12 protein-coding genes are annotated in these 15953 nt (G+C 59.3%); 4 read left to right on the top strand and 8 right to left on the bottom strand.

Annotated features, from left to right (window positions below; translation table 11 throughout):
* Positions 1–563 precede the first annotated feature (563 nt).
* Positions 564–1721 carry an HlyD family secretion protein gene (locus JOE39_RS02440; RefSeq protein ID WP_210077951.1) on the bottom strand — a complete coding sequence of 386 codons (1158 nt, stop codon included), beginning with the start codon at positions 1719–1721 and terminating at the stop codon, positions 564–566.
* Entirely contained in the window at positions 1718–3397 is a 1680-nt protein-coding gene (locus JOE39_RS02435; protein ID WP_210077953.1) for an MFS transporter, read from the bottom strand. Before JOE39_RS02435 ends, JOE39_RS02440 begins: the two co-directional genes overlap by 4 nt.
* A 268-nt stretch (positions 3398–3665) precedes the next feature.
* Between JOE39_RS02435 and JOE39_RS02430 the strand changes: the two genes are divergently transcribed.
* On the top strand, positions 3666–4763 hold the full coding sequence (locus JOE39_RS02430) for an enoyl-CoA hydratase/isomerase family protein (RefSeq protein ID WP_003390608.1): 1098 nt from the start codon (positions 3666–3668) through the stop codon (positions 4761–4763).
* A 3-nt stretch (positions 4764–4766) separates the two neighbouring features.
* Complete coding sequence (locus JOE39_RS02425; RefSeq protein WP_017278086.1) at positions 4767–5918, top strand: acyl-CoA dehydrogenase family protein; 1152 nt, start codon at positions 4767–4769, stop codon at positions 5916–5918.
* A gap of 45 nt (positions 5919–5963) precedes the next feature.
* Here the strand turns inward: JOE39_RS02425 and JOE39_RS02420 are convergent, their stop codons facing one another.
* On the bottom strand, positions 5964–11177 hold the full coding sequence (locus JOE39_RS02420; RefSeq protein WP_210077955.1) for a DUF6543 domain-containing protein: 5214 nt from the start codon (positions 11175–11177) through the stop codon (positions 5964–5966).
* Between the two features lie 138 nt (positions 11178–11315).
* The gene (locus tag JOE39_RS02415) at positions 11316–11885 is read right to left on the bottom strand and encodes an NADPH-dependent FMN reductase (protein WP_010425750.1); all 570 of its coding nucleotides are present in this window, start codon (positions 11883–11885) and stop codon (positions 11316–11318) included.
* Between the two features lie 210 nt (positions 11886–12095).
* On the opposite strand from JOE39_RS02415, the gene JOE39_RS02410 reads away from it, so the two are divergent.
* Positions 12096–12311, top strand: a complete 216-nt coding sequence (locus tag JOE39_RS02410) for a hypothetical protein (RefSeq protein WP_003342876.1) — start codon at positions 12096–12098, stop codon at positions 12309–12311.
* A 45-nt stretch (positions 12312–12356) separates the two neighbouring features.
* Here the strand turns inward: JOE39_RS02410 and JOE39_RS02405 are convergent, their stop codons facing one another.
* The 4 genes from JOE39_RS02405 to JOE39_RS02390 all read right to left on the bottom strand — a co-directional run bounded on the left by JOE39_RS02405 (position 12357) and on the right by JOE39_RS02390 (position 15037).
* Positions 12357–12911, bottom strand: coding sequence for a GNAT family N-acetyltransferase (locus JOE39_RS02405; RefSeq protein ID WP_003304334.1), 555 nt, complete (start codon positions 12909–12911; stop codon positions 12357–12359).
* A gap of 20 nt (positions 12912–12931) precedes the next feature.
* Positions 12932–13711: a DNA polymerase III subunit epsilon gene (gene dnaQ / locus JOE39_RS02400; protein ID WP_003390621.1), complete on the bottom strand. Its 780-nt coding sequence runs from the start codon at positions 13709–13711 to the stop codon at positions 12932–12934.
* A 65-nt stretch (positions 13712–13776) separates the two neighbouring features.
* Positions 13777–14229, bottom strand: a complete 453-nt coding sequence (gene rnhA / locus JOE39_RS02395) for a ribonuclease HI (protein ID WP_003390623.1) — start codon at positions 14227–14229, stop codon at positions 13777–13779.
* A gap of 46 nt (positions 14230–14275) precedes the next feature.
* Positions 14276–15037: a methyltransferase domain-containing protein gene (locus JOE39_RS02390; protein WP_003315257.1), complete on the bottom strand. Its 762-nt coding sequence runs from the start codon at positions 15035–15037 to the stop codon at positions 14276–14278.
* 81 nt (positions 15038–15118) lie between these two features.
* Here JOE39_RS02390 and gloB point away from each other — a divergent pair, with 81 nt between their 5' ends.
* Positions 15119–15898: a hydroxyacylglutathione hydrolase gene (gene gloB, locus JOE39_RS02385; RefSeq protein WP_024662021.1), complete on the top strand. Its 780-nt coding sequence runs from the start codon at positions 15119–15121 to the stop codon at positions 15896–15898.
* The last annotated feature ends 55 nt before the right edge of the window (positions 15899–15953 follow it).

Genomic DNA, 15953 nt, shown 5'->3' with positions numbered 1-15953 from the left:
GTGAATTAGAGTTCGACTCAAGTCACCTTTTCGCCCCTCGGCGACCTACTTTGATGGGGCCAAAGTAGGCAAACCCCCAAGCTCCGTTTCCGGCCCGACTTCGTCGGGTTCCTTCGCCCTGTCACTGATCCGGGGGTCGCCGCAACGGGCCATCCATGGCACAGACTGTGTAAAAACGTCACGAGCGAAGGCAAGACAAGGCAAAAACAGGCGAAAAAGCGGAGTCTAGGTGTTCTAAATGAGCATTTTTCGCCTGTTTTTAACGCAGTATTGCCAAGCGCAGTAGTTTTTACACAGTCTGGGCCCGATGCGGCTAGCCTGGCGTCATGCCAGGCTACCCCCGGATCAGCGCCAGGACTCAGCCGTCACTTACGTCGCACTCTGCGTCGTCTGTGCCATCGAGGTTGAAAAGCACTGCGTTGGCAGAACGCCACGAGTAAGGCATGACATTGTTTCGCGTCAGAGGTGGATGACGCAGAGCTTCATGAACTGCATGCCGACGCGGAGCGTCGGCACGATATTCAAAGTGAGCAACGTTACAGCTGTCAGGTTCTTCCAGAGGTTCAGCGCACCGCCGGATCAGGCGGCACGTCGCCGTCCGCGCTGGTGTCGATGCTCACGACCACCGACATCCCTGGCCGCAGGTGCTCAAGCATGGGCTGATCGGCATCGACCACGATGCGTACCGGAATGCGCTGGGAAATCTTCACGAAGTTGCCGGTGGCGTTGTCGGCGGGCAACAGGCTGAATTCCGAGCCCGCGGCGGGCGAAATTCTTTGTACGTGGCCGTGCATCTCATGGCCGTCCAGCGCATCGACGGTAAAGCTCACCGGCTGGCCCAGGCGCACGTTGGCCATCTGGGTTTCTTTCATGTTCGCCACGATCCAGCGCTGCTCGGGCACCAGCGCCATCAGTTGCGCACCGGAATTGACATAGGCACCAAGACGCACGCCGATCTGCCCCAACTGCCCGTCACGCGGGGCAACAATACGGGTGTTATCCAGGTCGATGCGCGCCAGCTCGATGGCCGCTTGCGCATTGGCGACCGAGGCTTCCAGCGAGCCACGGTTGACGATGACCGTTTGCAGATCCTCACGGGCGATCTGCAAGACAGCCCTGGCTTCGGCAACGGCGGCATTTGCCTGCGCGTCGGCGGCACGCGTCACATCCAGCTCGCTTTTCGAAACCGAACCGTCGGTCACCAGCGCCTGATTGCGCCGCAGATCGGCAGCGCTCTTGCGGCTCTGGGCGATGCTGTTCTGCAATTCGGCCTGGCGCTGGCCGATGGTGGCCTCAGCACTGCGCCGTTGTTGCAGATTGTTGGCCAGCGAGGCCTTCTGCACAGCCAGTTGCGCCATGGCCTGGTCCAGGCGCTGACGATAGATACGGTCATCCAGACGCACCAGCAAATCACCGGCCTTGACGAACTGGAAGTCCTGCACCGGCACTTCGTAAACATACCCACTCAGTTGCGGCCCGATCAGCGTGGTCTGGCCCTTGACCTGCGCGTTCTCGGTGCTCTCGATCGGGCTGGCAAACGGAGGCAATTGCCAGGCGTACAGCACCACCAGCACTCCGGCCAAGGCAACGACGCCGAAAATCACGGAAGACACGACACGCTTGCGGGTCGAGCGCGGCTTGCTGGTCACCGGGGACGTCAACGGTGCCGGTGGCGGCGAGTTGCGGGGGGCTTCGGTATCTGGGGTCTTGGATTCGTTCATGAAGATTTAACGCCGGAGTTGGATATGGTGGGCGAAGCAGCAGGTGCAACGGGTGCCAGCGCCAGAGGTTGAGTGGTCATTTTCAGCCACAGGACCCTGGCTGAAATCCAGATCATGGTCAGCACGGCAATCAGCGCGATCAGCATGAATACATCGTTGTAGGCCAGCACGTTGGCTTCGCGGGTCGCGGCCGTGGCCATCGCGCGGATACCCTGACTGTTGCGCAACGAAGGGTCGGCAATCACCGAGCTGTAACTGGCGCTGTAGCTCTGCAGCCGCGCCTGAACCAGCGGGTCGATGAGGGTCAAGTGTTCGACGACGTGGCTGGAATGAAACTTCTCGCGCACCACTTGAAAGGTGCCCAATGCAGCAGACCCGATCAACCCGCCGATATTCTGGGTGATCCCGAACAACACCGAAAAGCTGACCATGTTGCGCGGGTTCGCCAACACCCCGCTGATTCCCAGCACCAGGGTAGGCCCGAGGAAAAACGTGCCACCGAACGCCAACAGAAACTGGCTGAGGTACATGTTCGATTGGCGGGTCAGGTTGGTGGAATGACTGTCCATCCAGGCACCGATTGCCATCATCGCCAAGGAGATCAGCAAAGGTTTGATCAGATGCGCGGGGTTGATGGTCAGCGCACTGACCGCCAGCCCCGAAACGCTGCCGAGCAACATCACCAGATACAAGGTGTGCAACTGCTGACTGCCCATGTTCAGCGCCTGAAGAAAACCGACAGCGCCGACCGACTGTTCGGACAGCACCACGCGAAAAAGGATAACCGCCAGGCCCAGACGCAGGATCGCGCCACTGCCCAGCCAGCGCGTGATCAGCAACGGATTGCTGCGGTTATGCTCGATAGCCAGTCCGGCACAGATCAGCGCAATCGATGCTGCTGAGGCAATACCAATCCACTGCGCTTCCAGCCACCATTCGATACGCCCCAGCGACAGCACCGCACAGAACAGCGCGAAGCCGGTGGCCAACAGGCCAAAGGTCAGGAAATCGAGCTTCTCGAACGCCTTGAAGCGATCGCCCGGCGGCAGTTTGAGCATCAGCACGCAGCCCAGCGAGAGCAGCGCCATGCCCAGTTCGAACAGATACAGGCCACGCCACTGGGCAATCTGCAGCAAATCCTCCGACACCAGCCGGGCCAGCGGCGTTGCCAACTGGGCGGTGCCAATCCCCAATACCAGCGCCTTGAGCCGCCACTTCTGCGGGAAAGCCTGAATCATGTAATACAGGCCCAGAGTGCTGAGCGCAGCGCCGACCATACCGTGTGCCGCACGTACAGCGATGGCCGAATCGATGTCGTTGACAAACAGATGTGCCAGCGTCACCAGCGCATACAGCAACAGAAACAGCTCGGTGAACGCACGCAGACCAAATTGCTGACGAAACTTCACCAGCAGCAGATTCATCGACACGTTAGTCATGATGTAGGCCGCCGGCAGCCAGGCGATGTCTTGCGAGGTCGCCCCCAATGCGCCCTGCAGATATGGCAGGTTGGCGACTACCAGCGCGTTGCCGAGCCCGCCGGTCAGCGCGACGATCACCCCTACGACAGCAAACGCCCAACGCCGCGCAGTCGAATGCAGCGGCGTCGACGGTGAGCCTGGCATGGTCGGACGCTCGTGGGCGGCCCACTCGCGCGGGGCATACTTATCGCTCATAAACGACTGACACGGGGACTTTCATGGGGGACACCTGAGGAATTCCCTTTTGTGACATTAATGACAGTCATAATACTCATCTACCTGGCAATGATTCGCGTCGGTCAGTGCAATACAGCAACGATCGGGCACTTGCGAAGGCGTTGAACAGTGGCTATCTGAAACTTCAGACTATGCTTAAACGCAGTTTTGCTTTGCACATTTGCACTGCTAGGATCTTCTGCGACGCTCGAATAAGAAAAAAGCGCAACCGAACAAGGAGTTCAGAATGAGTTCACAGGTTTCATCCGCCCGCCCGGTTCGACCGTCCGCCAGCCGGGATTCGATCGTTATCGGCGTGCGCAACCACATCGGACACTTGACCCTCAACCGTCCGGAAGGCCTGAACGCAATCGATCTGGACATGGTCCGCACACTTCGCCAGCAACTTGAGCGCTGGGCCGACGATCCCTCGGTTCATGCCGTGGTCCTGCGTGGCGCTGGCGGCAAGGCGTTCTGCGCCGGTGGCGATATACGTTCCTTGTATGAAAGCCACCAGAACGGCCAGGATCTGCACCACACATTTTTTGCCGAAGAGTACGAACTGGACCTGGCCATTCACCGTTACCGCAAGCCGGTACTGGCCCTGATGGACGGTCTGGTGCTGGGCGGCGGCATGGGGCTGGTCCAGGGAGCCGACCTGCGCGTGGTCACCGAACGCAGCCGCCTCGGCATGCCGGAGGTGGCCATCGGTTATTTCCCTGATGTCGGCGGCAGTTATTTTCTTTCTCGGCTGCCGGGCGAACTGGGTACCTGGCTGGGCGTGACCGGGTCGCAGATCGGTGCCGCCGATGCGTTGTACTGCGGCCTTGCCAACTGGTCCATGAACAGCGAACTGCTGCCGCGCCTCGACCACATGCTTGATCACCTGAAGTGGAAGTCAACCCCACTCAAGGACCTGCAGGGTGCGCTGGCCAAGCTGGCTACCCAGCGTCTGCCCACCCCGCCGCTGGAAGCCCTGCGCCACGCCATCGACCACTTTTTCGGGCTCCCGGATGTCCCCAGCATGCTCGAACAACTGCAACAGGTGGTCATCGGCGACACACGCGAGTGGGCGCTGGACACCGTCAGCCGAATGAAGGCTCACTCGCCACTGGGTATGGCCGTGACCCTGGAGATGCTGCGCCGTGGTCGTCATCTGTCGCTGCCGGCCTGCTTCGCCATGGAGTTGCACCTGGACCGCCAATGGTTCGAACGCGGTGACCTGATCGAAGGCATACGCGCGCTGATCATCGATAAAGACAAGAAGCCGCAATGGAAACACGCCAGCGCGCAGGATGTCAGTGCCGCGCAGGTGCAGAGTTTCTTCAGCGGTCTGGAGAATTGAGCCGTGCACGACCTTGAATTGAGTGAAGAGCAGGTAATGATTCGCGACATGGCGCGCGACTTTGCGCGTAATGAAATTGCGCCGTACGCCCAGGCCTGGGAAAAGGCCGGCTGGATCGATGACGCGCTGGTCGCCAAACTCGGTGAGCTAGGCCTCTTGGGCATGGTAGTGCCTGAGCAATGGGGCGGCACCTACATCGATTACGTCGCCTACGCCCTGGCGGTTGAAGAAATCTCCGCAGCCGACGCGGCCACCGGCACGCTGATGAGCGTTCACAGCTCGGTAGGCTGCGGGCCGGTTCTCAATTACGGGACCGATGCCCAGAAACATGCCTGGCTGGAAAAACTGGCCACAGGCCGTGCCATCGGCTGCTTCTGCCTTACCGAACCGCATGCAGGCTCTGAAGCCCACAACCTGCGGACTCGTGCCGAGTTGCAGGGCGATGAGTGGGTCATCAACGGTGCCAAGCAGTTCGTCAGCAATGGCAAACGGGCACAACTGGCTATCGTGTTTGCCGTGACCGACCCGCAGCTTGGCAAAAAAGGCCTGTCAGCCTTTCTGGTGCCGACCGAGAACCCCGGTTTCGTGGTGGATCGCAGCGAGCACAAGATGGGCATCCGCGCATCGGACACCTGCGCGGTCACCTTGAATAACTGCCGAATCCCGGCTGCGAATCTGCTGGGTGAGCGTGGCAAGGGCCTGTCTATCGCCCTCTCCAACCTGGAAGGCGGGCGTATCGGCATCGCCGCGCAGGCACTGGGCATCGCCCGCGCTGCCTTCGAAGCAGCGCTGGCGTATGCCCGGGAACGCGTGCAGTTCGACAAACCGATCATCGAACATCAAAGCATTGCCAATCTGCTGGCCGACATGCACACCCGCATCAACGCCGCGCGCCTGCTGACCCTGCACGCCGCGCGGCTGCGCAGCGCCGGGCAAGCGTGCCTGTCGGAAGCGTCTCAAGCCAAGCTGTTCGCGTCGGAAATGGCCGAGTGGGTGTGCTCCAAGGCGATCCAGATTCATGGTGGCTATGGCTATCTGGAGGACTACCCGGTCGAGCGTTACTACCGGGACGCGCGCATCACCCAGATATACGAGGGCTCCAGCGAGATCCAGCGTCTGCTGATCGCCCGGGAACTGCGTCATTATCTGGTCTGATGCAGATGCAACGGCCGGGCAATGCGGTATGCAGGGGGCAGCGCGTCAGGGCTTCACAAATCGCTCTCGCCCCAGCAACGTGACCAGCAAGGCCACCGAATCGGCATTTTTGAGCATAATGTCGGCCCGTTTGTGAACGTCTTCGTAAAATACGTCACGCGCTTTTTCCAGCGTGCTCTTGCCAGAGATGCGCAGAATGGTCTGTTTTCCGTTGCCGTCCGTGCGCCTCAGGTCGCGCCATGAATCCTCTTCCAGCTGCTTGAACAATTTGTCGCGATCAGTCTGAAAGGACAGCGTCTTTTGCTGCTGATAAATCAGTTCATTCCTGATCCGCAGTCGATAGGTCGGGGCATCTTCAAGCAAGTCAATGAACGGGGCCTGTGAGTCCACATAAGCAATGTCGTCCGTTTTCAGCACCATATGCGATAACTCATGAATCAGGATCGCGGCCCGGTAATGCTGAGGAAACTTGAATTCCCCGGCACGTTGCGCGCTGAGCTTCAATCGATAGGTCGGCAGTCGAAAGAACTGCTCTGTCAGAAAAATCCGTCGCGCCGGGTCTGCTTCAAACATGAACGCGCTGGCCGACTCGTTACCCATTCGATTGACGCCGATTACATAGCGTTTCGAGTCGATGGGCGACATCGAAGGGTCAATCAACTCCTGATACAGGTCGGTGACCGCCTTTTTAGTGACTTCACGCAGTCGATCGTCGGGCACCTTCTGTGCAAAAAAATCGCTTAATATTTTTTCCGCACGCGGATCCAGCGTGTTGTCCGGCAAGCGTCTGGTCAGGTTGTCCAAGGCGTTTTCCAGATAGCTCCGCGCCTGCAGGCAGGCATCCTCGATAGACTGGGCCATATCCCGGTGACGATGACGAATCTCGGGCATGCCTCGAGCGCTGACAACCATGATCTCGTCAACCAGGTCGTCGACCAGGCTGCCTTCCATTCGGGTCAGCGCCCCACCTCCGCCGCGCAGCCCGCCCGGGATGTCCAGCCTCCATTGCTGATCCGCATCCAGGCTCACCGAGGGACCGATTTTGCTGCCCGACACGATGAACCAGCCATCTTCATCGGACTGCAACTCATAGGTTTTCCCACCGATGGCTGCGTACGCCCTGCCGGTAACAGGATCCCGGTAGACGCTTAACAGCTCATCGCGCTGCAGCGTGTACAAGGCTATGTCGTGAACTTCGAACTCGCGTAAGCGCTCCCGTATCTGTTGTGTCAGGGAGCTGTTCCCCCAAGAGAACTCGAACGTATCAGCGCCCTCAATCAATTGCACCAGCGGGTCGGGCGACGTGGCGTCATCCACCAGGGCGCCGTTCTCAAGAGCCGTCAGGGATGCGACTTCCGCAGGGCTCTGTCCGGAAGAAATCATCACGCTCAGGGCCGCCATGAACTCCGAAATGGCCTGCCCCCATTGCTGATCCGTTGCCGAGATGAGTGACAGATTCAACAATGTCTGTCCCTGAATGATGCCAATCAGTGCCCCCAGGCGTCCGGGCATGAGCGCCATGAATTGCTCTGCGCCCAGCGTGAACAGGTACTGCGTCGCCGCGCGGCGATGTTCGGCATTGGTGACGCTGTACTGCTTGACCTGCAGCTTCAGGATATCCAGCGCGCCTTTGAACATCAGCAACAGGCAGTTGCCCTCATAAGGGTCGATTTGCACGGTGACAGGGGCTGGGCGCTCCAAAGGTAAATCGAAAGAGGACTCGGTGCTGAAAGGCAGATGCGGCTCCACAAAACCGCCCTTGTCGTAAATCTTGCGCAAATCGGGGTCGATACGGTCCAGAATGTACGCTTGAAAATAGGCTGAAGTGTGAATATCAAGCACCAGCGCAGCCTGGTCGGGATACTCCTTGAACACGAACTCGTCGTGCAGGGGCGCGTAAAGCACCCACGGTCCCGGCTGATTTTCCTTTGGCCCCATCACGTAGGTATTAAGTACCGCAGTCGGTTCCCAGCCCTCCTTGGCCGGTAGCAGTTTCAAGGGGCTGATGATTATCTGGCAGCCATTGACTGGCAGGCGCGCGACCGCATCAGGCATGGTCAATACGTTTTCGACAATCCGATACGCCTGCTCGGACAGCTCGTTTTTCAGCTTGAAGGTGAAGGCTCGCAGAATATCCAGCGAAGGAACCTGTTCGACGAACAGTTTGCGGCGTTCGATATAATCCGGCGTCGTCTCTGACAGCACCGAGTTCAGCATCCTGCGGTAACTCGCGGCGATGTCCAGCGACGTCACCAGTTCGCGCAGATACGCCGGTGTCAGGGCCGCGTGCAGCGGCGTGTCGTCCCTCGAAGAAAGCAGAATGACCCCGTCCTGCCTGGACAGAAAGCGGTTGATTGCGAACTCCACCAGGTTTTCGCTGACGCTTTGGGCTGCCGCCGGCACCGACTGCGGCACCTCGCCTGGTGCTACCGGGGCGGGAACATAGTGCGTCAGGGAAACACACACATTTTCAGGATCAGGACGGGGCTCTGCGAAGTCCTTGTCGAACCTGTGTTTGAGCTGCTCGAGGGAATAATCATAGAAGCTTGGAATATCGAACAGAAAGTCCTTCTCGCCGACACAGGTCACATAAAACCGTCGCAGGACCTCGACCAGAATGACCTGATCACGCTTCGACGCATCGCTGACCCATGAAGGTACGAGCGCCTTGTAAATGATGAATTGAATGGCGACTCCCAAAGAGTTGAGGGCCTGGCGATTTCGGTCATCCCGCTCTGCAGCACTCAGCAGGTTGACGAACAGTTCCGATGGCACCTGCCAGGCTATGGACTGCCGATAAAGATCCGCCACCGTGCGCTGCTGGCGCTCGACCTCGTCGCGCTGCAATGCCTCGATGAAATGCCCTTCAATGGGTTGCAGGACGACCTTGAGCTCAAGCGTCCCTCGACGGGTACGCTGGTCGAGTAACATGCGTCGGTCAGGTTCGGCGATTACCCCTGATACCTGCGAGCCCAGTTCTATCCCTGCCAGTCGCCCGGCGACATACACTTCCAGTAACTGCCGGGTTTCGAAACAGATGATTCCCTGCTCCAGTATCCACAGGACGGGCTGGCTATCGGGACGCCTGCCAGTGACCACAAAAGCATTGGGTACCTTGATGGCAGGCGCCTGCGGGTCATACTCGACCGTCACCCGGAATGCATCGACGCGCGCCTCGCCCAGCCCCTCCCGAAGTGCCGGCAACGGCCTGTCGATGACCTGCTGTATGTTGTCGATGAAAACCACAGGCAGCGTGGCCGTACGCCTTTCAACCAGCAATTCGAGGCGCAGCGAGTACTCCCGAACCAGAGCGGATATCACGCCGGGATGCATGCTGGTGTCCCGTTGGCGAATCGTGCGTGCGTAGAACTCGCCGATCTGACTCTCGAAACGATGGGCGAAATCTGCCTGCACGCAGATCAGTATCTGCTCAAGCAAAGCCAGGGACAGACGTTGCACAGGTTGACCCGCCACCGGGGTGATCTGTCCTGCAAGAACGACGCTGTCAGTCAGAGGAGCGCTTGTGTAACCGCACACCCGGTCCAGCGCCAGCGTCAGCACTGGCACCGGCTTGGCCTCAGCGACATCCGCCAATACCCAGAGCTTGCGGGCATCCAGAAGCGGACCGCCAATCAAGGCCAGATAAAGGTTGAGTGCGCGATGCATGCAGCCATCTGCACCGGCATGCATGGCATCGACGTGGCCAAGCAAGGCGTCGAGCTTTTTCAGCTTGCCCACCCAGTTATAGGACGGGTCTGAAATCATGTTCGGCCGTTCACTGATACTGCTCTGGGCCGCTGCCCCCCAGACGCTGTCGAAGCTCAGCCGGTCCTGACGCCAGCGCCCTGCATCGTGCAGGTTCAATAATCGACCATCGAGCAGCTTGCGGATGTCCAGTGCATCGTCAATCCGCGCCGGATTTTTTTCCGAATGAAGGGCTGGCAGGTCAAGTACGTAGCGCAGGTCGCGCGCTTGCAAGGCGATCAGGGCATCGATGAACTCGCTGAAAAAGTCCTCGGTGAGCGTGTCGTGACGCAGCTTGAGCTGCCCCCCCAGGCTGATCGCGGAATGATCGTTCAGCGATGAATAAAACAACAGCCCGGCGCGTGAAGGCCCCCTCAGCACATGCTCGATGGCCTGAGCCTGATCACCAAAGCGCAGGAAGCCCGGCTGTGACGAATAGAGAAACGCCGCCGATGACGCTTCTCCGGGGAAGTCGATGAGGAATACACCGACCAGCTTGACGGGGTCCTCGCCGGCCACGACCACTGATAACCTGCGTACCCTAGGCACCCGCGCAGCGGACGCGCCAGGCTGCGAAGGCAACAGGGTCAGCAGCCAGCGGTATTCGGCATCGGTCATGGTGCGGTGTGCCCTGCTCAATAACAGATGCTGGCGAAAGCACTCTGCAAGCGCATCAGCGCCAAGATCCCGCAGCGTGCGTCCACCCTGCCACTGAGACGTCCAGTAGTCAGACAGCAATTGCTCATACGCGGTGCCGACTGAAGCAGCCGAGTCGGCCAGCGCCTGATCGAAAACGATCGCCTGTGCCTCGGGCAACGCCGCCCCCTTGGTATCCAGATAGCGACGTGTCTGGCCTTGCGGCAGGGCGTCGTAGGAAAACGCCTGCATGGCGGCCTCGGCAAGGTATTGAGTCCCGACGACTGTTGACGCTGCAGGTGCAGCACCGGGGGGCGTGTGCACAAGCTGGACAGTCTGGGCAACGACATCGATGCCCCTTTCTACCAGCACATCCTGCAAGGCCTTGCCGGCCGCCTCTCGAAGATCGGGCAGCACCTCCAATCTGGCCGCCAGACGCTGCAGATGCCCGGCCTGCTGACGCATGACCGTCTGCGTGCAGGCGTCAAACAGCGAGCCCTCGATGCGCTCGCTCTCGACGATCGACAAGGCCGTGATATCGTCGAATCGTTGCTGCAAGGCGCTGAACAGCGCGCTGCGACTCTCGAATTGCTCGATGCCGAAGGTCAGGGTAATGAGAAAGACCCGTGCCGAGGGGTTGGCGGCATCGCTGACGAACAAGGCCGCGGCCAGTTCCGCATTGACGGGCAACTGGTCGTTTATCAGCAGTCTGTCGACTCGGGGAAGCGCATCGTTGGCTGGCTCGGTGCTTTCGGCAGCCAATAGCTGCAACCACGCGCCGTCGTCACGGCTGATTCGAGACTGTGCTACGGCGTCCTGAATGTCTTGTGTGAATCGCGCGCGCAGCGCGTCGCTGGAAAAATAGGGAGCGGCTGACATGTACTGTTTCCTTTGGAGGGCGCCTCTGCGCACGGCGCCCAGGCGCGTGGCAGAGAAAAAGGAAACAGCTTATGGGGATGGATCGACGCGCCTGCGTTACATAAAGCAATCCATCGGCAGACGCGCTTCGTTAAAAAATCAGTTGTCGGCAGCCCTGCCGTTCTTGTCGACCCAAGCGGCGAAGGCATCGATGAACTTCTGCAGGAAGGGCCTGGTTTTATCGGACAGTGCGCCGGACTCGTCGAAAAAGCTCCCGGCACCGCCCAGGTAGGCTTCGGGCTGCTGAAGGCACAGCACGTCCAGAAACACCAGCGATTGGCGCAGGTGATGGTTGGCACCAAAGCCACCGACAGCACCCGGCGAGGCACTGATCACTGCGCCCGGCTTGCCGCTGAAGGCACTTTTGCCGTAGGGGCGCGAGCCCACGTCGATAGCGTTCTTCAGGGCACCCGGCACCGAGCGGTTGTACTCCGGGGTAACAAACAGCACGCCGTCGGCAGCGCCCAGTTGCTCACGAAAGGTGGTGTATGCAGGCGGCGGTGAGTCGCCATCGATGTCTTCGTTGTACAACGGCAAGTCACCAATCTCGACGATATTCAGTTTCAGGCTGGCAGGTGCCAGTTCTGCCAGAGCAAGCGCGATCTTGCGGTTGATGGACTCTTTTCGCAGACTGCCGACCAATACGGCAATGGTGTGAACCTGGCTCATGGAAATATCCGTCATCTGATTCAAGGGAAGGTTAGGTATAGAACAGAAGCCGGGTTTAGACGACCTGTGCGCCAGTCAATTCCCTACGCACTTGAACAGCAGGGATTATTTTTTCCCTCAAAGGCAAACTCACCTATAGATCAGTGGTCTACTAGCCTCGATGGATTCGTAAACCAGCAGTTATATTCAGTTTCAGAGGTTACAGAGCAAATGGCTTCAGTTCTCGTCGGACAATTTCATGCCAGGGACGCCGAAGGTCGCGTTTATCCGGTTCATGAGTTCCAGGAATCGCAGCCGAATGAGGCGCAGGGCGGGCAGCCGGTGATCACCTACAGGCTGGCAATCGGCGACCGGGTCAAGCATTTGGGTGGTGAGGACTTCGAGCTGGTGCAATCGGGCATAAAAATTACCCGTACACCCACGTAATAACGGCAGCATTCCCGCTTTGGCTACACCGCCAGCGGGAAGCTGTTAGTCCGAAAAGATCAGATACCAGAAGATCGCTGTTTCACGAGTGTTCGGATCAATGCCTCGATAGCGCATGTGATCCACCCCGCCAACCACGTACCCGCAACTCTCGTACAGCCTGCAGGCGCCCAGATTATTGTTCTGCGTTTCCAGAACGATACCCGGCAGACTGCGCTTGCGAGTCCAGAATTGCGCGGCATCGAGCAATGAACGTGCGACGCCATGACGGCGCGCCGACTCGTCTACCGCCAGTTCATCGATGTAGGCGAAGCCGCTCCAGTGAGTGCTCATCACAATATGGCCGACGGGGTGGTCATCCAGCCAGGCGACCATCACCGAACTGGTGGCGGCGTCACGATGATCGGCAAACTCCTGAGAGTCGATACCATAATTCTTGCTGTAGGGCTCGACCAGCTCGACCGGCCATGAATCCACGCACTCGCCGATGATCGGCTGGGCATAGCCAAGCACTGTAAACGTGAATTCGCTATTGAGGATGTAGTCCTCGAAGCATTCGTCTGCAACCCGAATGCTCAAAGCAGGATGTGCCACGTTCATTTCACCTTTGCCGCTTGCTGTCAGGAAGATGCCTGTGCTCCGGCTTCCAGCATCTGTACCCAGAGCGGAGGAGCACCGCAAGCCTTGGCGATGGTGCTCATACGCACTTCGTGCTCGGCCAGTTCACTTTCAGAGGCGCGAATAATGCGGCAAGGCTTGCGATCTGCCGGCAGACGGCGAATTTCGCTGGCACGGTTGCCGGAGCCTTCGCCCGAGCCATTGCCATCGGAGGCATTACCAGCCAGCGACAGGCTGGTCTGCCCGCCGGTCATCGCCAGGTAGACGTCTGCCAGAATCTCGGAGTCGAGCAATGCGCCGTGCAGCTCACGGCCCGAGTTATCGACGCCGTAGCGCTTGCACAGTGCATCCAGACTGTTACGCTGCCCCGGGTGGCGCTCTCGCGCCATCATCAGGGTGTCGAGAACCGAACAGTGCTGAGTGATATCAGCCCTGTCCTGCGACCCCATCAAGGCAAATTCGTTGTTGATGAAGCCAACGTCGAACGCTGCGTTGTGAATGATCAGCTGCGCGCCCTTGATGAACTCGAAGAATTCATCGGCGACTTCGGCAAACCGCGGCTTGCCGACCAGAAATTCGTTGGTGATACCGTGAACACCGATCGCGCCTTCGTCACTTTCGCGATCAGGTTGCAGGTAAACGTGAAAATGCCGACCGGTCAGGCGGCGACCGATCAACTCGACACAACCGATCTCGACGATGCGGTGACCATCCGTCACCGGCATACCGGTGGTTTCGGTATCGAGGACGATGGATCTGTTATCCAGGTTTTGCAATGCCATTGACTGTTGCCTCATGTACAGGCCGCGATTCTAGCACGCAGCGGCCGTTGCAAGCCCGTGCGCGTCTAGCCGTGCCGGATGCCGCGCACTTCGTCGACGCCACGGTTGGCGAGCTGGTCGGCACGCTCGTTGCCAGGGTGGCCGATATGCCCACGCACCCACTGCCATTTCACCGTATGGCGACTGACCTGTTCATCCAGGAGCTGCCACAGATCGGCATTTTTGACCGGCTCCTTGGCGGCGGTTTTCCAGCCGCGCTTCTTCCAGTTGACCATCCACTCGGTAATGCCTTTCATCACGTACTGAGAGTCGGTCACCAGTGTCACTTCGCAGGGGCGCTTGAGTTCTTCAAGCCCGCGAATCGCACCGGTCAGTTCCATCCGGTTGTTGGTGGTATTGGCTTCGCCACCCCACAACTCTTTTTCGACGCCCTTGCATATCAGCAGGGCCCCCCAACCGCCCGGGCCCGGATTACCCTTGCAGGCACCGTCGGTGAAGAGTTCAACGCTATCGCTCATTACGACCTTTCCAGAATGATGGGCTTCATGTGCAGCAAGGCGTTATTCAAGCCTGGTCCTGAATGTTGCGGCTGACCTTGGCCATCGGCATGGGGATCAGCTTGCCGATAGGGTCACGGCGCACCTGACGCAAGGGCCTGAGGCCTACCACCAGTTTGCGCGCCACCAGTACATAGAAGCCGCCACCAGGACTCTGACGTCCCTCGCCAAGGCGTTCAAGCCCTGCAAGACGCGACTGCCATGCTGCTGAAGCAAGGGGCGGACGATAGCATCCGAAGCGTCGTTTCTCCAGCGCGAAGCCCAGCAGGTTCAGCCAGTCAGCGACTCGCGAGGATGAAATGCAGCGCGCCTTGCGCAGCGCATCCCGAGCGAAAACGTGGCGTATGCCCCAGGTGCTCCAGGGGTTGATGCCGATAATCAGCAAGTGCCCGCCCGGCCGCACGCTGCTGGCCGCTTCACGCAACAGGCCATGGGGCGACAGGCAGAAATCCAGGCCATGTTGCAGTACCACGACATCGGCCGCGTGCTCACTCAATGGCCACGCCTGTTCCTCACAGACGATCTCGACACCCGGTAACGGCGCACCAAGACGTACATTGCGCTGCACTTGGGGAGCCACCGGCGGGCTTTGCGCCGATGGGCCGTAATGCACCAGATAGCCACCGAAATACCGCCCCAGTTCTTCGTCGAGAATGCGCCGCTCCTCTTCGAGCAGAAGCTGCCCGAGCGGCCCGGAAAGCCATTCACGGGCAGCGCGGATCAATGCAAGCCACTCAGGATCAGCCTGAGCGAACGCTTCATCGGTCATGAGTTCTCCTCCAGAGGTGCTCGCATACAGCGGCAACAGACTCTAAGATGCACCATTGTCTGCCGCTATGCGAACTGCGCCATGATACAGATCCACGCCCTTCCTGCTTTCAATGACAACTACATATGGTTGTTACAAGACCTTTCGAGCCAGCAGTGCGCTGTCGTCGATCCGGGCGACGCAAAGCCGGTGCTGGGCTGGCTGGCGCAGAATCCCGATTACCGGCTGACCGATATCCTGATCACGCACCACCACAATGATCATGTGGGCGGTGTCGCGGAACTCAAGCAGTTGACCGCGGCGCGTGTGCTGGGTCCAGCGGCCGAGAACATACCGGCGCGCGACATCGCGCTGGTCGACAATGACCGACTGACCGTGCTGGGCCTGGAATTTGTGGTGCATGCGGTTCCAGGCCACACGCTGGGGCATATCGCGTTTTATCATGAGGATGCCACGCCCCCCCTGCTGTTCAGCGGCGACACGCTATTTGCAGCCGGCTGTGGACGGCTGTTCGAGGGTACGCCGCAACAGATGCATGATTCTCTCGGCCGCCTGGCCGAACTGCCGGACAGCACACTGATCTACTGCGCTCACGAATACACGCTGAGCAATCTGCGCTTTGCACAGGCTGTCGAGCCGGACAATGTCGATATTGCCGAACGCCTGGCCGAAGTGACCCGCTGGCGCAGCGAAAATCGCATCAGTCTTCCGTCGAATCTGGCACTGGAAAAACGCACCAATCCGTTCCTGCGTACCGGGGAAACATCCGTTAAAGAAAAAGCGGACGAACGGAGCGGCGGGCAAAACACCTCGCAGAGTGCGGTCTTTGCAAGCCTGAGGGCATGGAAAGATAAGTTCTGACCCGACCCTAAAACCGCAATAAAATTCTGAAAGGTTGACCGACGGCAGGCCGCTT

The sequence above is a fragment of the Pseudomonas sp. PvP100 genome (genome assembly GCF_017833055.1).
GTDB lineage: Bacteria > Pseudomonadota > Gammaproteobacteria > Pseudomonadales > Pseudomonadaceae > Aquipseudomonas > Aquipseudomonas syringae.
This window is presented reverse-complemented; position numbering and strand designations above follow the sequence as displayed.